Raw genomic sequence first — 19207 nt, forward strand, 5'->3', positions numbered from 1 at the left:
GTTCTTTTTTAACTCTGCCTTAGTGCAACTGGTTGCCCGAAAGGTCTTGGAGTCATTAAACAAGCGAAAGGTAGAACAACGATATCGTAATAAATAAGGTCTGCTGTTGTCGATAATGCCGCTAGTGTTCATCGTGCTATGGATTTTCAAAACTATTTGATTTAGAATTAAATTATAATGATTTCAGTATATAGAATTGGAACGAGAGTAGGGGCGAGTATATGCGGATTCTTGTTGTTGAAGATGACAGCGTGTTACGAGAAGCTGTTGTTTCGCTTTTGAAAGAGGAACACTATCTTGTCGATGAGGCGGCAACCGGTGATGAAGGTTTATACATGGCCGAACAAGATATTTATGATCTAATCGTTCTTGATATTATGCTGCCGGAACTCAGCGGTCTGGAGATTGTAAAATCTTTGCGGAATAATGGACATACTGTCCCCATACTTTTGCTGACGGCGCGGGATAGTGTGGATGATCGTGTCACTGGTTTAGAAACCGGTGCAGACGATTATTTGGTAAAACCGTTTGCGATTCGGGAACTGTTGGCCCGGGTAAAAGCACAAATCCGTCGCAAGAGTAATCAAGGTTTAGATGGTGAGCTGGCTTATGGCGGCATTTCGCTAAATAGCCGAGTGCGCGATGGTTTTGCCGATGGTAAACCGTTGGGGCTTTCCACAAAAGAATATGATCTTCTAGAATTTCTTGTAGCAAATCATCAGCAGATTGTAACCAGAGAGCAGATTTTTGATCGGATTTGGGGCTTCGACTCAGACACGACCATCAGTATTGTCGATTTGTATATTCACTATTTGCGCAAAAAATTGGCCCCTTCTGGTTTGGACTCTCATATTCAAACCATACGCGGCGCCGGCTTCATGCTAAAGGTTAAATAGTCATGTTTCAACGTACGCTTCGCAAACTGACGCTGTTAATCTCTCTAGTGTTTCTGCTGATCTTTATTGTGTTTACGTCTACGATCTATGGCTACATCTCGGTGCGTCAATTTGATAAAATCGATGATGCTATGCGGATGCAAGCCCAATCATTTAGGCTGGTAAGCGAGCGAAATGCGCCTTTCAGAGGACGACGTGTATTCGATCCCCGCATTTTTCTGCTGTTGCGCAGTGAGGATGGCCGCATTGCTAATCTTGCCGCATTTCGCAATGAAGATAATGCTAACCTTGCGGAAATCGCCGCCCAGAGTCAAATCGGTGAGATCGAGACGAAGGAATACGAAACTCATGTGTACCGGGTGTTGTGTGTGCCTTATCTGCATGAGGAAAAGCTGTTGAGGACCGAAGAAAATTTTGTGATTAAGGATGTCATTGCCGTCAGTATTGTTGACACAGAAATCGGCTTGCTAAATTATCTGTTATGGATTATTGCGGGCGGCTTAGTCATGGGAATGGCGGCAATCATCGCGGCCAGTTATTATCTGGCTAAGCGGGCGATGATCCCGATCGAGGCTGCTTGGGAAAAACAGCAGCGGTTTGTCGCCGATGCTTCGCACGAATTGCGCTCGCCGCTTACCGGAATTCACAGCAATGCGGAATTAATGCTGCGGCATCCAGAAAATACGGTAGAGCAAGAAAGCAACCGTATTCATACTATTATAAAAGAGTCTAGCCGTATGACCAAGCTGATAGCAAGTCTACTTACCCTAGCCCGGTCTGATGCGAACAAAACTGAGCTACAGTTAACTCAGGTTGACCTTAGCGAGCTAATCGAATTAGTCTCTGAACATTTTCGACCGCTAGAAGAATTAGAGCAAATACAGTTACTGGTCGATGTTGTTCCTGATCTGAAGTTGGTCGGCGACAAAGAACGCCTGCATCAATTGTTGGTCATCCTGCTGGATAATGCGTTTAAGTATACGCCTAAAGGCGGGCGAATCACTGTCGCGGGCGCGAAAGGCGATAAGAATATCCTCTTTAGTGTGCAGGATACTGGTTGCGGCATTCAGCCGGAGAATTTGCCGCACATTTTTGACCGCTTCTTCCGGGAAGATAAATCGCGTTCGCGTGATAAGGGCGGCATCGGACTGGGATTATCGATTGCTAAGTGGATTGTTGATATGCACGCAGGCAAGATAACCGCCCATAGTGAGCCGGGAAACGGTGCTACATTTAAAGTATCTATCCCAGTTGGCAAACTTCAGAAAGAGTCCTGAATAACATCAAGGGAGCTGACCTGCCGGTCAGCTCCCTTGATGTTATTGCACAACTACTTGCGAATAAATTCTTGAACAACGTACATTTGACCGCTGGAGTTTTGCACTACACCAACACCAACGTCAGTATAGCTGGAATTCAAAATGTTGGCCCGATGACCTGAACTGTTCATAAAAGCCGTCTCAGCAGCGGCTACGCTACTGTTGATTGCCAGGTTTTCACCGGCGGTACTATAAGTGATGCCTGCCTCCTGCATGCGTTGAAATGGAGTTTTGCCTTCAGGAGTATTGTGGGCGAAATAGCCACGGGCAATCATATCTTTTGCATGGCTTTCCGCCACGCGGGTTAATTGACTGTTTGATTTGAGCGCTGGCAGACCATTTTTGGCGCGGTCGTTGTTTAACAACGTAAGGGCCTGCTGCTCTTGCGCAGAGAGGGTAGTTCCACTTGGTGTGGATGGCGTTTGTGGTTGCTGTGGTGTCGTTGAGCCCGAGCTTTGTTTAGAGGATTTGTCGTCATCGCCACCGCTAGCGAGTGCGGCGATCACTCCGATTGCTGCAAGACCAATTAAAATGTCTTTGTTTGGTGTTTCTGTCTGCTCTGATTCGCTAGCAACGTTTTCCGGAGTGTTAGCGTAAGCAGATGCGGCAAATGCGCCGCCAAAAGACGTGGTCATCAGCGAAAAGGCAAGCACGCCGGAGACGAGTTTCTTTTTGAATGTAATTATCATTTAGCGTCAACCTCTCGTTTTTTATTGCAGCACAAACTGCTGATAATAGATATTCGATAACTTCTCTAAAACTCCTGTTTACATAACCTAGGTATATCATGGAAGTGTGATGATTGATATACTTTTATCGCGAGTTAAGCTAGATAAAAAGCTGGATTTGTGTATAGCGTTCACCTCTAAATAAATTTCTTAAATTATATCATGATCCAATTTATTCTAAAGTTATTCTAAAACCAGTGCGGCATAATACAAACATAGACCCCGACAATAATAAATGAGAGGATGATTAAATAATGATGAACAAAAACAAAAAATGGTTTTTAGCGCTTGGTGTTGTAACCGCGATGACTGCAAGCGGTTTGGTAATGGCTGCTACTCCAACGGAGAAACAAGATGAGGCGAGTGAAAAGCGACCTGTTACTGAAAGAGATTTTAAGCATCACAGAGGACATAAAACAGACAATACAGAGTTGCTTGCATTGCTGAAAATCGATGCTGAGACCTTCAGAACCGAAATGAAAGCTGGCAAATCGATGGTTGCTATCGCCAAAGATCATGGAGTATCTGAGCAGAAGCTCAAAGAATTCATGACCAAACAAATGACGCAACGGATTGAAGCAGGCGTTAAAGCAGGCAAATTAACTGCAGAGCAAGCAGAAACAATGCAAGCAGACATAGATAAGCGTGTGACTGGCATGATAAACGGAGAGTCTCCTATGCATAGAGGTCATTGGCTTGGACATCACAAAATGGATAACTCAGCGCTGCTTACTCTGTTAAATATTGATCAAGAGACGTTTCGCAATGAGATGAAAGCAGGTAAGACTTTAGTTGCTGTCGCTAAAGATCGTGGAATATCTGAGCAGGAACTCAAAGATTTCATGATCCAGAAAATGACGCTACGGATTGAAACAGATGTTAAAGCCGGTAAAATAACATCTGAGCGGGCAGAAACAATGAAAGCAGACATGGATAAGCGTGTGACCGGCATGATAAACGGAGAGGCTCCTATGCATAGAGGTCATGGGCTTGGGCATCACAAAATGGATAACTCAGCGCTGCTTACTCTGTTAAATATTGATCAAGAGACGTTCCGCAATGAGATGAAAGCAGGTAAGACTTTAGTTGCTATCGCTCAGGATCATGGTGTATCTGAGCAAGCACTAAAAGAGGCGATTCTCGGACAAATGAATCAGCGTATTGAAGATCGTGTGAAATCAGGAAAACTTTCTGCTGATAAGGCGGAAGAAATGAAAGCCAATATGGAACAACGCGTCGCAGATATGATTAATGGTAAAGGGCCGATGAACAGACGCTAATTTGCCACAAGCAAGCGCCTGCAGGCTGTCGAAAACCGTTCTCCAGGGCGTTCAGAAAGCCCCAGATACTAGGCGGCCTCGCGAATCCAGCAGCGACGCGTACTAGAGGGTACGCTAGCAATGGGTTTGCGAGGCCAACAACGTAGATGGGGCTTTATCAACGCCCTGGAGGCGCTTGCCGCAAGCAAGCGCCTGATTTCTAATATATGCCTAGAACGATTCAAAAGAAAAACAAAAAGTTGTGATTCATAATAGAAAAAGAGAAAACGCCCGACGTCAACCGAAAGGAGAATAAACATGACAAATATCATACAACGCATATTTCGAGGCACTCTTAGTGTTATCACGACTTTCGTACTTATGGCTGCGCCGATTGCGGCGATCGTGTATTTTTCCGAACCGGTTACACAATCGCAGAAGGGCTTAGCAAGTGCTAACTATATGAATTCATGGCAGGCAGTCACGGATAAGGATAAACGGGTTGGGGTTATTAAAGAAACGTTTGCTACTGAACCCATAATCGCTTTGGTGAGAAAATTGGGAGATTGATACCTGTGAGTTATAAATCGACAATGTCCAAGGAGGTGAATTGCATGCTGTATAATCGGGAACAGGTGATCTCCACGGCGCTTACCGCTCTAAATATCATGTCTATCCACAGTGCTACTGCGGCTATGTTTAATTACCTTCTTTGGGGTTACATTTTACCGCAGCGGTCAAAGAATAGGATGGAGAAAGCGTATGCTTAAACTACGAAAAGCTAAAAGCCGTTTGTACAAACGGCTTTTAGCTTTTCGCTAGGGGCGCCCTTTGCGTCTGCTTCGTGCCCGCAAAATCGGAATGGCGATATAAATTCCTGTCAAAGTGAGAAAAATCATTCCAATTGCTGCAAGATCAACAAGCCATTTTGCGTTCCATTCGCCTAATCTGCCTTGATGGAGTCCTTTGGCAACATTTAATCCGTTCGTCGGTGGAGTTTCTCGGTTTGTCCGAGTGTGCGGCGGGTTATCGTTTCGCACCTCGGCAGATTTATTTTGCTCAGAGTTTGATGGTGGATTTGCCATCGGTGGCCGTGATTTTTCCTGTCCCAAAAGCCCTGGTTCCGCCAATATCAAGCCAGTTACCGATTCCATCAGAAGTACCAGTGCTAGGATCAAACCAACCCAAAGATGAAGTTTTTTTGCTGTTTGATAGATCGTCAGCACCCCCTTGCTCTACTATTATCATTTCGCCTATGGTCTATTCTAGTTGCGAACATTGGGTATAAAGTCAGATGCTTTTTTGTTGAAGTTGAGCTATTATTTTTATAGAAGAGCGTAATTGCGAGGGAAGTGATCATTTGCTTGTCAATGTGACGCGTAATAAGTGCTTAGCCACGAATCTGCGTATAGCTGATGGCTTTTTTAGCCGGTTAAAAGGTCTGTTAGGGACAGATTGCTTGCCCGAGGGGACAGCTCTACTGATTACTCCCTGTTCGAGTGTTCATACTTTTGGCATGACCTACCCCATTGATGTACTTTTTATTGGCGTTGATCATAAGGTATTAAAAATTGCCACTTCGCTACGACCAGGACGCACAGCTTGGTGTGGTAAGGGTCACTATGTCGTCGAACTGCCTGCCGTGGCAGTTGAAGCTAGCCAAACCCAAGTTGGCGATGAGATTAGGCTAATTTGCTCGAGTGGTGAAAACCCGGTGTAGAATGGCAACAAATGGGGCAATGATTCAATCGCTGAATCGTTGCCCCATTTGTTTGAAACGTATAGCGGAACACTAGCGTTACAAGACGACACTAACGCAACTATGGATGTACGTTTTGTGTCGCTAGTGTACCGGTGCCGCTCGCGTTCATCGTATAATCACTACCACGAACTGTATAGATCGGTATTGTGCTTTTTATTCTTAGGAAAGATCGTCAGCTGATACGGTCTCAGTTCCTTCTACACAGCGGAAGCCGCAGCTTGCACAATCGTCAGCGTCGATATCAGGGAATTCCTGTTTCCCATTGAGGTTCTTGCCATTCCAAAAGCTGTATACATTCTGCTCTTTTTTCATTGCCATCTTTTTCACCTCCTGTATATAATGTTGTTAGTGTACCCAGGTGATAATCAATTCATCAATCTTGACAGGAACTGATATTAGTTCTTTAATAAGAGGAATTTAATCGGTGTTGGCCGAATCTTTTGCTATAGCGATAAATGTGTTTCTGACAGAGTGCGGCAGCAACAGAACAACCATTGAATGGAGGATTGGTTTACTATGACAGCTTCAGTAGACTTGATTGCGCGGGCAGAATCTGCGCATGAATTAACTCATGCAGAGATTGAACAGATTTTAGCGGACGACTCGATTAATGATATTCTCTTTGCTGCTGCTGATCGTGTACGCGATAAATATGTTGGTGAAGAGGTTCACTTACGCGGTCTGGTCGAGTTTTCGAATATTTGCAAACAAAACTGCCGTTATTGTGGACTGCGGCGTGATAATCATGACATCGAACGATTCCGTCAGACACCGGACGAAATCGTGCACATGGCGGAAAAAGCGGCGGCGTTCGGCTATAAAACTCTGGTGCTGCAATCAGGCGAAGATGAATGGTTTACGGTCGAGCGAATGACAGATATTATCCGCCGCATTAAAGCCCTAGGGGTAGCGGTGACAGTCAGCATTGGTGAAAAAACGTCTGAAGATTATCAAGCATATCGGCAGGCCGGAGCTGATCGTTATCTATTGCGAATCGAAACAACCGATCGAGCTCTGTATGAGGAACACGACCCAGGCATGAGCTTTGACAATCGCCTACGCTGTTTAGAGGATTTACGGGCTTTGGGCTATGAAGTCGGCACAGGCTGCCTTATTGGCTTGCCTGGGCAGACGCTTTCCTCGCTGGCGGATGATATCCTCTTCTTTAAGAAGATCGATGCTGACATGATTGGCGTTGGGCCGTTTATTCCGAACCCTGACACACCACTTAAGGATGCGGTAGGAGGCTCGTTTACCCTGGCGCGCAAAGTTATGTCTCTGGTCAGATTATTATTGCCAGACAGCAATATTCCAGCGACCACGGCAATGGAAAGCCTGAATCCGCAAGGGAGAATGATCGCATTGCAGAGTGGTGCTAATGTGGTCATGCCCAATGTGACTGAAGGCAATTACCGCCGAATGTATGCGCTTTACCCAGGAAAAATCTGCATTAATGATACACCGGGACATTGCCGGAACTGCATTACCGGTAAGATACAGGCGATTGGGAGGCGGGTTGCTGACACCCAGGGCTTTCGCAAAAAGGCGCCAGACCGTTGATAAAGGCTCATCTGCGTTGTTACGCCCGCTACCCATTGCTTGCGTACCCGTATCGTACGCGGCGCTGCAGGGTCAGCGGGCGCGCCTAGCATATAAACCTTTCTGAACGTCTGGACGAAAGATTGTTGAGAAGGGGAGACGTCTATTGACAATGGTCATTTGGCGGGGCTATAATTACAATAATATACAGCTTGCATACAAAAAACAAAGAGACTGTAAACACACGTAATTTACCGATTAAAACAGCGCTTTTGCGCTGAGGAGGGGAACTCTATGTCCGATAAAACGTTTGAAATTGGCTTTGGCAGAGGTAAGCTTACGTTTACTCTTCCGGCTGAAAAGATAATCCAAGAAATCGATGGTCGTCCGGTTGAGCCTATTACTGATATCCCGGCGGCAGTACGTCATGCTCTGAATCATCCAATCGGTACTCCGCCACTGAAGGAAATCGTAAAATCTGGCGAGAGTGTAGTGATTGTCGTTAGCGATATCACCCGGGCTTGGATCAGGCACGATCAGTTTCTGCCCACTTTGCTAGACGAGCTCAACGCAGCCGGCATACCGGATAGCGATATTTCTATTGTTGTGGCCCTTGGCGCTCACCGTCCCCATACACCGGAGGAAGATATCCTGGTGTGTGGCAAAGCGGTATGTGACCGGGTCGCAGTCTATCAGCATGATGCGTTTAACGAAGAAAACCTGGCCTATATCGGTACAACCAGCGGCGGCACCGCAGCATATATCAACAAGCAGGTAGCCGAGGCTGACCGGTTTATCCTGACAGGCGGCATTGTCTATCATTTGATGGCAGGCTTTGGCGGCGGGCGGAAAAGCGTTATCCCAGGCATCAGCGGCTATAAGAGCATTCAAGCCAATCATACCTTCTGCCTCCATAAAGAAGTCGGCAAGGGACTTAATCCTAACTGCGGCTCCGGCATGCTTGACGCCAATGATATGAACAAAGATTGCTGCGAATATACCGCTTTGGCTAAACCAGACTTCTTGTTGAATGCGGTATTTACTCCTGACGGCAAATTTGCAAAGTTTGTTGCCGGCCAATGGCACGATGCCTGGCTGGAAGGAACCAAAGCCGTTGAGCAAATTTACGGCATTCCTGTTGCCGAGAGAGCCGACTTAGTGGTTGCTTCCGCCGGCGGCTTTCCCAAAGACATCAACCTGTACCAAGGCTCCAAAACGATTGATAATGCCTATCTGGCAGCTAAGCCGGGCGGAGTCGTCATTTGCTGCTTGGAATGTCCTGACATCTATGAGCCGCCTGAGTTCAGCGACTGGTTTAAGCATCCGACTCTTTTGGAACACGAACTGGCGCTGCGTGCCGGCTTTACCGTCCCGGGCTATGTAGCCTTCAAATGCGCCAATATTGCCCGCGAGGTTTCACTGATTATCGTTACTAAGCCGGAAAATGCCGATTTTATCCGTAATGCAGGCATGATCCCGGCAGCCAGCGCCGAAGAAGCGACGGCGATTGCCCGCGAGAAACTGGGGAGAGAGGATTATAGCGTTATACTCATGGGCCACGCAGCCAATACAGTTCCCGTACTAGGGCGTTGATATACCCCATCTGCGTTGTTAGACCCAAACAGCCCTTGCTAGCGTACCCGTATCGTACGCGTCGCGGCGGGCTGTTTGGGTCTGCCTAGTGATGCTACCAAACTAAGATGCATCATATATATTCTAGTCTCATAGGTAACAACATCTGGGGCATCTGAACGCCCTAGGGATCGGTTATGTGATATAGTGCTCATTGAGAATTATTTCCACAAAAAAAGTTGCTAAAACATGATTTAGAGGGATTGACATAAGAATAAAGATTGTATATACTATACAAGTACCGCACGACATGACTCCGTAGCTCAGCTGGATAGAGCGTTTGACTACGAATCAAAAGGTCGCAGGTTCGAATCCTGCCGGGGTCGCCATTTGTAGTTGCCGGCGTCAGGCTAACCTGACGCCGTTACTATCACAAATTGTTAGTTTGGTACCTTGACATAACATTACCTACATGTTAAAATGTATAGCATCGTTGGTTTTGTTAAATAATATGGTGGCTGTGGTGAAGTGGTTAACACGCCGGATTGTGGCTCCGGTATTCGAGGGTTCGAGACCCTCCAGTCACCCCAACTTTATGATTAATTCTATATAGGGGCGTAGCCAAGTCGGTAAGGCACGGGACTTTGACTCCCGCATGCGTTGGTTCGAGTCCAGCCGCCCCTGCCATTTTGACCCACTAGCTCAGTTGGTAGAGCACCTGACTTTTAATCAGGGTGTCGTTGGTTCGAGTCCAACGTGGGTCACCAGTGCAGAAAAAGCCTTTCAAACTTTGTTTGAAAGGCTTTTTTGCGACTATTGTAACTGTCACCTTGCGGTGCAAGGAGCGGAGCACTAGCGCGGCTAAGGACATACGTATTGTGTCGCTAGTGTATCGTTAGTGCCGCTTGTGTTCAGCATACTATCGATATGTCTCGGTTATCTAGGTTCTTCATAACTAGAAAGCAGTTGACTCAAGTACTGGTAATATGCTACCATATAAATTGTTAAAAATTATGACGGACATTTGACAATTTTATATATCGAGATAGGTGCCCCCTTATGGGGCTTAATAGGGAAGACCGGTGTAATGCCGGCGCGGTCCCGCCACTGTAATGAGGAGTAAACCCACATAATGCCACTGGGACGAACGTCTTGGGAAGGTTTGGGTGAGCGATGATTCAGAGCCAGGAGAACTGCCTATCTAACAGTCACCGTTGTACTGTGGCTACCCTAAAACTGTAAGTATTAGGGTTGATACGGTACTCACCCACGCGCGATGGGGAGGGGATTATTAGAGTGATCTATTTATCTATCCTTCCCGGCATGTATTGCCGGGATTTTTAGTTAGACAGGTTTCTTTCATAAAAATAGCCCTTCCTGTATAGCACAGGGAGGGCTATTTATTTGTCAAACAGTTTCTCGCTATTTTGGCTGGCGGGGAAATTAGCTATAACTAAATCCTTTTTGTCGTTGCGGCAGGTAAGCGCAACATGTCTCCAATGGAGACATTCCTTTTTCCAATACCATTTTTATAATAGATAAGACTTATACGATAGCAGGAGAAGAGGGTGATCATTTGTCAGACAAACAGGGGTTAATCATTGTTCATACAGGCAACGGCCCTGAACTGCATTTGGTCCTCACTGGGCGCGATGCAAGTCCATTGCTTATCGAAAAGGCCGACCTTGTTACAGAAATGAAAGAAGTCAAACATCCCTATCAAAAAGGAATTACAGCTCAAAAAGGGATCGAGTTTTAAGTAAAACTCCGCGTACTCTGTGGCTAACGTTTCTCGTTGTCTGCGGTTACGTTTCAAGAATAATTGCATATTGGGCGGAACAGGTGCCCGCAAGGGCTTAATAGGGAAGACCGGTGCAATGCCGGCACGGTCCCACCACTGTAATGGGGAGCAAACCCAAGATAGTATCGTGTTACACAGGATTAGGGTTGACACAGTACTTAGCCACTGGGACGAAAACTCCTGGGAAGGTTTGGGCGAGCGAAGATCCAGAGCCAGGATAACTGCCTGTTCCGTAACTACCTTTATACCTACGAGAGATGGGGAGGGTTTATTAGGTGATCTATCTATCATTCTAATCTTCTATCCTTCTCGGCATTTTTTACCGGGATTTTTATTTGGCCAGGCTCTTCTTATAAAATTACTACTTCAGAAGGGATGACTTTGTATGAAGAAAAAGAACATCTGGATGATTGGTCTCGCACTCACGCTTGGATTATTACCTCAACAGGCATTTGCCATGCACATAATGGAGGGATTTCTTCCGCCAAAATGGTGTATTGCTTGGGGTACCTTGACAATCCCGTTTATAGTAGCAGGGTTCTTCTCGATTCAAAAGACGGTTAATGAACATCCCAAAACAAAAATGCTGCTGGCAATGGCAGGGGCATTTGCATTTGTATTATCCGCGCTAAAGATCCCTTCTGTTACAGGAAGCTCTTCACATCTTACTGGTGTTGGGTTTGGAACTATTTTATTCGGACCCACGGCTATGGCTGTACTGGGATTGATAGTTCTACTATTTCAAACTATCTTGCTTGCACATGGTGGATTAACAACACTTGGAGCTAATGCTTTTTCCATGGCAGTTGTTGGACCTTTAGTTAGCTTTGCTACATATAAAATTATAAAAAAGGCAAAGGGACCACAGTGGCTTGCGGTTTTCCTTGCAGCAGCCCTTGGTGACTTGCTGACTTATGTGACTACATCTGTACAGCTTGCACTTGCCTTCCCGGCTGAAACAGGTGGTTTTGTAGCCTCCCTTATCAAGTTTATGGGGATATTTGCGATAACACAGATACCACTAGCTATCAGTGAAGGTATTCTGACGCTGATGATGTTTAATGCGATTGCAGCATATAGCAAAGATGAACTTAAATATTTAAGAATACTGTCAAAGGAGGCTTAGATATGTCTGAAGATGCTTTTAAACAAGATAAGAAAAATCATGTAATGATAAAAAATCTTATCCTGAGTGCAATTGTTATTGGCCTTACTGTTATACCACTTTCAATGCTAAGAGATGCTGAATTTGGTGGCTCTGATGATAAAGCCGAAGCTGCCATAACAGAAATCAATTCAAACTATACGGCCTGGTTCTCACCAATCTGGGAGCCGCCCAGCGCGGAAGTAGAAAGCTTGCTTTTCTCACTTCAGGCAGCTGTCGGATCAGGTATAATTTTCTATGGATTAGGATATATGCGAGGAAGGAAGAAGCAAGAAGACGCGACTAAGGAATGATGAATATAGACAAATATGCGTATATGTCAAAACTAAAACATACTGATCCTTTGCAGAAACTGATCTTTTCCGTTCTTACCCTTTGCGTATGCCTCTGGGCAGATTCTATTCAAGTATCTGCTTTGGTGCTGCTAATAATGGGATGGTGTACTGTCTATAAAGGCGGTACTCCATTGGTTTTATTTTTAAAGATGATGATGGCGCCAACTTCTTTTTTGGTCATAGGGGTATTGCCGATAGCTGTAAATCTTTCTTTGAATAAGGAAATTTTTCTTTTTTCTATTTCTATCTTTGGAGCGTATGCAGGCGTAACCCAGTCAAGCATTCAAACAGCAGCGCATCTGGTTGCTAAGGCTTTGGGAGCGGTAGCATGCCTGTATTATTTGTCGCTTAATACACCGATGGTGGATTTATTGGCTGTACTCCACAGACTGAAAATACCAACACTTTTTATTGAGTTAATGGGACTTATTTATCGGTTCATCTTTATACTTTTTGAGACTGCTGAAACGATGTTTACAGCTCAAAGCTCACGCTTGGGGTACACGAGTCTTGCTTCGTCATACCGCGCCCTTGCTGCACTTGCGACAACTCTTTTTATCAGTGCCTTCAAAAGATCTGACGAACTATACACAGCTCTTGAGGCTAGAGGGTATGACGGTGAACTCAATGTACTTGAAGAACCGTTTAAAGCTCATTGGACTGAGTACATTTTTCCGGGGTTGGTAAATTTGTTCCTGATTTTGATAGCTTGTTTTGAAAAGATGTACTGGGGGTAACTTTATGGCTGAAAATATATTGGAAGTGCGAGACCTCCAATACAAATATAGTGACGGAACACATGCCTTAAAGGGCTTGACACTTGGAATAAAGCAGGGTAAGTCAACTGCTGTTTTGGGAGGCAATGGAGCAGGAAAATCAACGTTGTTCCTTTCTCTCAATGGAATATTTAAACCTACAGCCGGTGAAGTTTTATTTAACGGCATTCCTCTGGATTATTCTAGAAAAGGACTTAAAGAACTTCGGAAATCTGTGGGTATTGTTTTTCAAGACCCTGACAAACAATTGTTTTCAGCAAGTGTATATCAGGATATTTCATTTGGGGCGATGAACATGAAATTACCTGAAGAAGAAGTTCAGAGGAGAGTAAATATTGCCATGGAGCGAACGGGGATAGTTCACCTCAAAGACAAGCCCACTCACTGTCTCAGCTTTGGGCAGAAAAAGCGTGTAGCTATTGCTGGAGTGCTAGTTATGGAGCCCGAAGTGCTTGTTCTGGATGAACCGACTGCGGGGCTAGACCCTTTAGGGGTAAGCGAAATTATGAAACTCCTTAAAGAACTACAAAAAGATCTGAAGCTATCTGTAGTTATATCAACTCATGACATTGATATTGTTCCGCTTTATTGTGATTATACCTATGTAATCAATGAGGGTAAGATTATTCTGGAAGGCACTCCTAAAGAAGTGTTTTCTCATCCTGATGAGTTAAGAAAGATACATCTTAGACTGCCGAGGATCGGGCATCTCATGGAGATATTGAAAGATAAGGATAACTTCGAATTCACAGAGACTGCAAATACAATAGCTGAGGCGAGAAAAACATTAAATAAATTGAGAGGGAAGAATCGGCTAGTATGAAATCGAAAAGGAGAATACGATGACAGGAATTTTAATTTTAGCTCATGGTAGCAGACAAAAGGAAACAGAAAATACTTTATTGAAGATCCTTGAGCTGGTAAAGGCAGAGCTGAAGTCGGATCTGATTCAACATGCCTTTTTACAGTTTTCCAATAATAATTTGGAAAAAGGTCTAAAAAGACTCATCGATCAGGGAGCTACGCAGATCCAGGTGATCCCTTATTTCCTATTCGACGGTGTCCACATCTTGGAGGATATTCCAGCAGAAATCAAAGAATTTTTAAAAGCATATCCTGATGTAAAAATCGACTTTGGCCAAACCCTGGGAGCAGATCAAAGGCTGGCTCAGATCTTAGTGGACCGGGTAAGAATTTTGAATGGTGAAGACAAATGCGTACTGGAATAACTACTGGTACTTGCGCCGCAGCAGCGGCAAAAGCTGCCATATTAGTTTGGAAAAACCAGTTGCCGACAATTGTTGAAGTCGTATCGCCGCAAGGCAGGGTTATCGCTGTGCCGATCGCTGCCGCAACCGTGACAGCTGAGGGCGGCAACGCTTCGGTTCGTAAAGATGCTGGCGATGATCCAGATATTACTAATGGTGTGATGATCTGCGCCGCAATACAGATATTGCAGCACAGTACTGAGGTCGTTTTCAAAGCCGGAGACGGTGTAGGTACAGTGACCAAGCCCGGCCTTGCTGTACCGGTAGGCGAACCGGCGATCAATCCCGGTCCGCGAGCCATGATTACGCAAGCGGTGCGTGACGTGCTGCCTGCCCAAACAGGCGCTATTGTAACCATCTCCATTCCGGAGGGCGAGAGACTGGCTGCGCGCACTCTGAATCCCATTTTAGGGATAACTGGAGGTCTGTCGATTATTGGCAGTACTGGTATTGTTGAACCAATGTCAGAGGAGGCTTTTAAGAATTCCCTTACTCCTCAGATTAGCGTAGTCAAAGCCTTAGGCTATGACAGCATTGTTTTTGTCCCTGGTAAAATGGGACAAGATTTTGCCGTGAAACGTTATGGTTTACCATCGGACGCGGTTGTTCAGACGAGTAATTTTGTCGGTCACATGCTGGAGAAGGCAGTGCATTACGGCATGAAACAGGTCTTGCTGCTGGGCCATTTAGGTAAAATGGTTAAAGTAGCTGCAGGCAATTTTCATACCCACAATCGCATGGCAGACGCCCGACTAGAAACGATAGCCGCATATATGGCGGCAAGCGGCGCGTCGCAACATACTACCCAAGAGATCCTTGCCTGCAATACGGCAGAGGCCACTATCCCAATTATCGCCGAATTACAGATGACTGACGTATATCAGGTGTTGGCTGCAAGAGCTAGTCTAAGAGCAGAACGCTATGTATTTGCTGATTTGCGGGTGGGGACAACAATCCTTTCTTTGCGTGGGGAACTTTTAGGGCTTGATGAGAACGCCCGGGAGATTGGGGGAAGCTTAGGATGGAACATAAAATAACGGTAGTGGGTATCGGTCCCGGATCGCCTGACTATCTACTGCCAGTTGCCGCTCGGGCGATTAATGCAGCGCGGATCATTGTCGGGAGCAAGCGGGCAATAACGGCTTTTGCGCCTGCCGCCGCAGAGACCTATATCATTGATCGCGATATCAAGGGTGTCTTAGCCTATATCCGTGCACAATTGTCGATAAACGATGTTGCTGTTATGGTGTCAGGTGATCCTGGCTTTTATAGCCTGCTTTCAGCTTTGCGTCAGGAATTTGGCGCAGAGCGTTTACGGGTGATTCCAGGCATTAGCTCGGTTCAGTTGGCTTTTGCTCGCATCGCTGAGCTATGGCAGGGGGCAGAGCTGATCAGCATGCACGGCCGCACAGTCGCCGACGAGACGCTGCGCTATCTGCCAGGTAAAAAGCTGGGGATTTTGACTGATCCGCAGCATAATCCGAGTCATATTGCACAAGTGCTGATCGCTTTTGGTTGGCCACCGGCAACACAAGTTTGGCTGTGCGCTAATCTGTCCTATGAAAATGAGCAGATATTCGCTGCTTCCATAGCCGAAGCGGTGAATACGCCTGGTTTTGATCATTCTGTAATGGTGGTGACTGCATGAAAACATACTTTCCCGGGATTGCTGATGTTGACTTTAGCCGCGGCGATGTGCCGATGACGAAGCAGGAAGTAAGGATACTAGCATTGGCAAAAGCCAAGATTACAGAAACAGATACTGTTATCGACATTGGCGCCGGCACAGGCTCGCTTTCGGTGGAAGCAGGGCTGCAGGCGAAGAAGGGACGCGTTTTCGCTATCGAGCGCGAGATCGCCGGTATTGAGCTAATCCGCAGTAATGCAGAAAAATTTGGTGCCGATAATATTGTTCCAATTCTAGGGACGGCTCCGGATGCGCTAGCTGATTTACCGCAGGCGGATGTTATTTTTATCGGTGGCAGCGGCGGGCGTCTGCCGGCGATACTGGCTCAGGCGGATGCTCTGTTAAAGACGGGCGGCCGCTTGGTAGTTATGGCAATTACGGTGGAAACGCTGTATCACGTTCTGGAATTTATGCGCGCTAAACTAGACTATGAAGTTGAGGCCTGTGGCGTACAAATCACGCGGATTCACCCTGTCGGAGCAAGTCATATGCTGCAGGGGCTGAATCCAATTTATATAATTGCAGGCACAAAAGGAGATCGATAAGATGTCAGAACAAATGCTGGCAAACTGCGGCAAGTTCTTCGGCGTTGGAGTTGGCCCAGGTGATCCTAGCTTACTAACTATTCGGGCGGCTGAAGTATTGAAACAGGTTGATGTTGTTTGTATTCCGCGTTCTCGGGCGGAAAATGATAGTGTTGCTATGAAAGTAGCGAGTGCCTATATTGCCAAAACGGCAGAGATCATGGAAGTGTTGACACCGATGGTCCGTGATGCGGAAACGCTGGAAGCAGAATGGCAACGCGGCGCGGAGAAGATCGCCAAGTACTTATTAAGCGGTAAGAATGTTGCGTTTATCACGATTGGTGATGCTATGCTATTTAGCACTTATACCTATTTAATGAAGAAAGTGCGTGAAATCATCCCTGGTGTAGCTGTCGAAAGCATTCCCGGCGTCACGTCTTTCTCCGCTGCGGCCGCATATCTAAACGAGGCGCTGGCAGAAGGCAGTGAAAAACTTGCGATTATCCCTGCGATTGATGATCCCGAACAACTGAGAGAAATATTTGCTCAGTTTTCTAATGTAGTGCTGATGAAAGTAGCCGGCAAGTATGATCAAATCGTGAATGTACTGGCTGAATTGGGCTTAAAAGATAACGCGGTATATATGAGCAGAATCGGCTATCCAGAACAGTTTGTCAGCTTTGATTTAGATAGTCTGCGAGGAACGAAGCTCGATTATTTGTCTTTACTACTCGTGAAACGGGAGGGGTTTTAATATGCAGGTCTTTTTTGTAGGGGCTGGCCCTGGCGATCCGGAACTGATAACCGTAAAAGGGCGCTCGCTGCTTGGCCAAGCGGATGTCATTATTTACGCTGGATCGCTGGTGAATCCGGTGCTTTTGCAGTTTGCGAAACAGGGAACGGCTATTTTCAATAGCGCATCGATGACTCTCGATGAAGTGCTGCAAACAATGGAAACCGCTGTGAACGATGGCAAACTAGTGGTTCGCCTCCATACCGGCGATCCTAGTCTTTATGGTGCAATTCAGGAACAAATGGACGCTCTCAAAGCAAAGAATATCGATTTCGAGGTAGTTCCCGGCGTTAGCTCTTTCCTGGCGACAGCGGCAGCGCTCAAGCAGGAATACACACTGCCTAACGTATCGCAGACGGTTATCATTACTCGCCTGGAAGGCCGCACCGCGGTACCGGACAAAGAAAAACTGGCCAGCCTGGCCAGCCATAATGCAACCATGTGTATTTTTCTCAGTGTGCATATGCTTGATAAAGTCACCGCTGAGCTAATTGATGGTGGCTATGCTGAAGATACACCAGTAGCGGTCGTACAAAAAGCATCTTGGCCTGAGCAGAAGATCATTCGGGGTACGATCTCGACCATTGCCAAGCAAATGAGCGAAGCTGGCATTGGCCGTACAGCCATGATCGTTGTCGGCCGCTGTCTGGATGCCAACTATGAACTATCCCGTCTGTATGCTGCCGATTTTGCTCATATGTATCGGGATGCGAAATGAAACTGGCCATCATTTCTGTGACCAACAAAGGGGCATTGCTGGCTGAACGCTTAGCCAGACAACTTGCTGTCCCGGCTGATGTTTATGCAAAGTCAGGCCGCAATCCCCTTAACACTGAGAAGGAGTTTGCTAGTCTGAGTAGCTTGCTGGACACGATATTCAGCAAGTATGAAGGATTTATCTTTGTGATGGCTACTGGCATTGTGGTTAGAGTCATCGCCGCACATGTTCGCGATAAACGTTTTGATCCCGCCGTCGTCGTAGTCGATGAAGGGGGTCAGCATGCAATTAGCCTGCTGTCCGGGCACATTGGCGGCGCCAACGACCTGACAAGATTGGTAGCGGCTGTGGCGGGTGCGACGCCGGTAATCACCACGGCCACAGATGTGGCTTCACTACCGGCGGCTGACGTTCTGGCAGTAAAGCTCGGTCTGGTCATTGAACCGTTTGCTTGCATGAAAGCGATCAATGCCGCCATTGTCAATGGTGATCCGGTTACCTTCTATATTGATATGAGTTTAGCTAATGCGGATACCTATATTCAGCAGGCTGAAAAGCTGGACGTCACATTGCAGAGGCTGAATGAGTCAGCTCTGTTTGAGCAATCAGCCGCTGTGCTCATTACTGACAAACAGATGGTTGTTGCAAGTTCGCAGCTATTCTTGCGGCCGAAAACGCTGGCAGTCGGCATCGGCTGCCGTAAAGGGACAACCCGTGAGGAAATCGTCACCGCAATTACAGATGCCTGCCAAAAAATCGGTAGAAGCATTAACAGCATAGCCATCATCGCCTCAACGGTCGTCAAGCAGAATGAGGCCGGCTTACTGGCTGCTATTAAAGAATTTGCAGTTCCTCATCATTTTTTTGCGAATGAGCACCTGGAGCAATGTGCGATAGAAAATAGCTTAGACAGTTCAAATTTTGTTAAAGAAACGATTGGAGTGGGAAATGTATGCGAAGCAGCAGCGTTATTAGCGGGTCAGACGAAGAAACTGTTGTTGCCCAAAACGAAATATCCAAAGGTAGCGATAGCCGTAGCCGAGGTCAAATTGCCGTAGTGGGCAT

General features: G+C 46.2%; 22 protein-coding genes, 4 tRNA genes, 1 pseudogene and 2 riboswitches. Of the genes and pseudogenes, 24 read left to right on the forward strand and 3 right to left on the reverse strand.

What is annotated here, in order from left to right; genetic code table 11:
• Nucleotides 1-221: 221 nt before the first annotated feature.
• Together AXX12_RS11705 and AXX12_RS11710 are read left to right on the forward strand one after the other, a co-directional pair.
• Nucleotides 222-896 carry a response regulator transcription factor gene (locus AXX12_RS11705; protein ID WP_066242602.1) on the forward strand — a complete coding sequence of 225 codons (675 nt, stop codon included), beginning with the start codon at nt 222-224 and terminating at the stop codon, nt 894-896.
• 2 nt (nt 897-898) lie between these two features.
• A complete protein-coding gene (locus AXX12_RS11710; RefSeq protein ID WP_066242604.1) occupies nt 899-2173 on the forward strand; it encodes a sensor histidine kinase in 1275 nt (424 codons plus the stop codon).
• A gap of 53 nt (nt 2174-2226) precedes the next feature.
• Here AXX12_RS11710 and AXX12_RS11715 read toward each other — a convergent pair whose 3' ends face one another.
• Nucleotides 2227-2904, reverse strand: a complete 678-nt coding sequence (locus tag AXX12_RS11715; RefSeq protein WP_066242606.1) for a CAP domain-containing protein — start codon at nt 2902-2904, stop codon at nt 2227-2229.
• Between the two features lie 293 nt (nt 2905-3197).
• On the opposite strand from AXX12_RS11715, the gene AXX12_RS11720 reads away from it, so the two are divergent.
• The 3 genes from AXX12_RS11720 (at nt 3198) to AXX12_RS19350 (ending at nt 4972) form a co-directional block, all read left to right on the forward strand.
• Nucleotides 3198-4223 (forward strand): hypothetical protein, encoded by a 1026-nt coding sequence (locus AXX12_RS11720; protein WP_066242608.1) that lies wholly within the window; start codon nt 3198-3200, stop codon nt 4221-4223.
• 297 nt (nt 4224-4520) lie between these two features.
• The gene (locus tag AXX12_RS11725) at nt 4521-4772 is read left to right on the forward strand and encodes a hypothetical protein (RefSeq protein ID WP_066242611.1); all 252 of its coding nucleotides are present in this window, start codon (nt 4521-4523) and stop codon (nt 4770-4772) included.
• A gap of 44 nt (nt 4773-4816) precedes the next feature.
• Complete coding sequence (locus AXX12_RS19350; RefSeq protein ID WP_156478641.1) at nt 4817-4972, forward strand: hypothetical protein; 156 nt, start codon at nt 4817-4819, stop codon at nt 4970-4972.
• Between the two features lie 48 nt (nt 4973-5020).
• On the opposite strand, the gene AXX12_RS11730 is transcribed toward AXX12_RS19350, so the two are convergent.
• Complete coding sequence (locus AXX12_RS11730; RefSeq protein WP_066242613.1) at nt 5021-5428, reverse strand: PepSY-associated TM helix domain-containing protein; 408 nt, start codon at nt 5426-5428, stop codon at nt 5021-5023.
• A gap of 134 nt (nt 5429-5562) precedes the next feature.
• Between AXX12_RS11730 and AXX12_RS11735 the strand changes: the two genes are divergently transcribed.
• On the forward strand, nt 5563-5922 hold the full coding sequence (locus tag AXX12_RS11735) for a DUF192 domain-containing protein (protein WP_066242615.1): 360 nt from the start codon (nt 5563-5565) through the stop codon (nt 5920-5922).
• 201 nt (nt 5923-6123) lie between these two features.
• Here AXX12_RS11735 and AXX12_RS19355 read toward each other — a convergent pair whose 3' ends face one another.
• Nucleotides 6124-6282 (reverse strand): hypothetical protein, encoded by a 159-nt coding sequence (locus AXX12_RS19355; protein ID WP_156478642.1) that lies wholly within the window; start codon nt 6280-6282, stop codon nt 6124-6126.
• Nucleotides 6283-6480: 198 nt separating this feature from the next.
• Here AXX12_RS19355 and hydE point away from each other — a divergent pair, with 198 nt between their 5' ends.
• From hydE to AXX12_RS11825, 18 genes and pseudogenes are all read left to right on the forward strand, one after another.
• Nucleotides 6481-7524, forward strand: coding sequence for a [FeFe] hydrogenase H-cluster radical SAM maturase HydE (gene hydE / locus AXX12_RS11740; protein WP_066242618.1), 1044 nt, complete (start codon nt 6481-6483; stop codon nt 7522-7524).
• Nucleotides 7525-7797: 273 nt separating this feature from the next.
• Nucleotides 7798-9096, forward strand: coding sequence for an NPN-dependent 2-hydroxyacid racemase, LarAH10 family (gene larAH10 / locus AXX12_RS11745; protein WP_066242620.1), 1299 nt, complete (start codon nt 7798-7800; stop codon nt 9094-9096).
• Between the two features lie 291 nt (nt 9097-9387).
• Nucleotides 9388-9464 (forward strand) — tRNA-Arg (locus AXX12_RS11750).
• Nucleotides 9465-9589: 125 nt separating this feature from the next.
• Nucleotides 9590-9665: transfer RNA gene (locus AXX12_RS11755), tRNA-His, on the forward strand.
• A 21-nt stretch (nt 9666-9686) separates the two neighbouring features.
• A tRNA-Gln gene (locus AXX12_RS11760) sits at nt 9687-9762 on the forward strand.
• A 4-nt stretch (nt 9763-9766) separates the two neighbouring features.
• Nucleotides 9767-9842: transfer RNA gene (locus AXX12_RS11765), tRNA-Lys, on the forward strand.
• A gap of 263 nt (nt 9843-10105) precedes the next feature.
• Nucleotides 10106-10290, forward strand: a riboswitch (cobalamin riboswitch).
• 412 nt (nt 10291-10702) lie between these two features.
• Nucleotides 10703-10834 (forward strand): annotated as a pseudogene (locus tag AXX12_RS11770) (cob(I)yrinic acid a,c-diamide adenosyltransferase); the annotation flags it as partial.
• 64 nt (nt 10835-10898) lie between these two features.
• Nucleotides 10899-11119, forward strand: a riboswitch (cobalamin riboswitch).
• A 142-nt stretch (nt 11120-11261) separates the two neighbouring features.
• The gene (locus AXX12_RS11775) at nt 11262-12002 is read left to right on the forward strand and encodes an energy-coupling factor ABC transporter permease (protein WP_066242626.1); all 741 of its coding nucleotides are present in this window, start codon (nt 11262-11264) and stop codon (nt 12000-12002) included.
• 2 nt (nt 12003-12004) lie between these two features.
• A complete protein-coding gene (locus AXX12_RS11780; RefSeq protein WP_066242627.1) occupies nt 12005-12334 on the forward strand; it encodes an energy-coupling factor ABC transporter substrate-binding protein in 330 nt (109 codons plus the stop codon).
• Complete coding sequence (gene cbiQ / locus AXX12_RS11785) at nt 12331-13113, forward strand: cobalt ECF transporter T component CbiQ (RefSeq protein ID WP_066242632.1); 783 nt, start codon at nt 12331-12333, stop codon at nt 13111-13113. The genes AXX12_RS11780 and cbiQ overlap by 4 nt, the downstream gene beginning before the upstream one ends.
• A gap of 4 nt (nt 13114-13117) precedes the next feature.
• A complete protein-coding gene (locus tag AXX12_RS11790) occupies nt 13118-13975 on the forward strand; it encodes an ATP-binding cassette domain-containing protein (protein ID WP_066242636.1) in 858 nt (285 codons plus the stop codon).
• Nucleotides 13976-13994: 19 nt separating this feature from the next.
• The gene (locus AXX12_RS11795) at nt 13995-14381 is read left to right on the forward strand and encodes a sirohydrochlorin chelatase (protein WP_066242638.1); all 387 of its coding nucleotides are present in this window, start codon (nt 13995-13997) and stop codon (nt 14379-14381) included.
• Nucleotides 14366-15457, forward strand: a complete 1092-nt coding sequence (gene cbiD / locus AXX12_RS11800; RefSeq protein WP_066242641.1) for a cobalt-precorrin-5B (C(1))-methyltransferase CbiD — start codon at nt 14366-14368, stop codon at nt 15455-15457. Before AXX12_RS11795 ends, cbiD begins: the two co-directional genes overlap by 16 nt.
• A complete protein-coding gene (gene cbiE / locus AXX12_RS11805) occupies nt 15442-16068 on the forward strand; it encodes a precorrin-6y C5,15-methyltransferase (decarboxylating) subunit CbiE (RefSeq protein WP_066242644.1) in 627 nt (208 codons plus the stop codon). Before cbiD ends, cbiE begins: the two co-directional genes overlap by 16 nt.
• Nucleotides 16065-16652: a precorrin-6Y C5,15-methyltransferase (decarboxylating) subunit CbiT gene (cbiT, locus tag AXX12_RS11810; RefSeq protein ID WP_066242647.1), complete on the forward strand. Its 588-nt coding sequence runs from the start codon at nt 16065-16067 to the stop codon at nt 16650-16652. Before cbiE ends, cbiT begins: the two co-directional genes overlap by 4 nt.
• Before the next feature lies 1 nt (nt 16653).
• A complete protein-coding gene (cobI, locus tag AXX12_RS11815; protein ID WP_066242650.1) occupies nt 16654-17385 on the forward strand; it encodes a precorrin-2 C(20)-methyltransferase in 732 nt (243 codons plus the stop codon).
• 1 nt (nt 17386) lies between these two features.
• Nucleotides 17387-18142, forward strand: coding sequence for a precorrin-4 C(11)-methyltransferase (gene cobM / locus AXX12_RS11820; protein WP_066242653.1), 756 nt, complete (start codon nt 17387-17389; stop codon nt 18140-18142).
• A complete protein-coding gene (locus tag AXX12_RS11825; protein WP_066242656.1) occupies nt 18139-19200 on the forward strand; it encodes a cobalt-precorrin 5A hydrolase in 1062 nt (353 codons plus the stop codon). The genes cobM and AXX12_RS11825 overlap by 4 nt, the downstream gene beginning before the upstream one ends.
• Nucleotides 19201-19207 lie beyond the last annotated feature (7 nt).

It is taken from the genome of Anaerosporomusa subterranea (genome assembly GCF_001611555.1).
GTDB classification, from domain to species: domain Bacteria; phylum Bacillota; class Negativicutes; order Sporomusales; family Acetonemataceae; genus Anaerosporomusa; species Anaerosporomusa subterranea.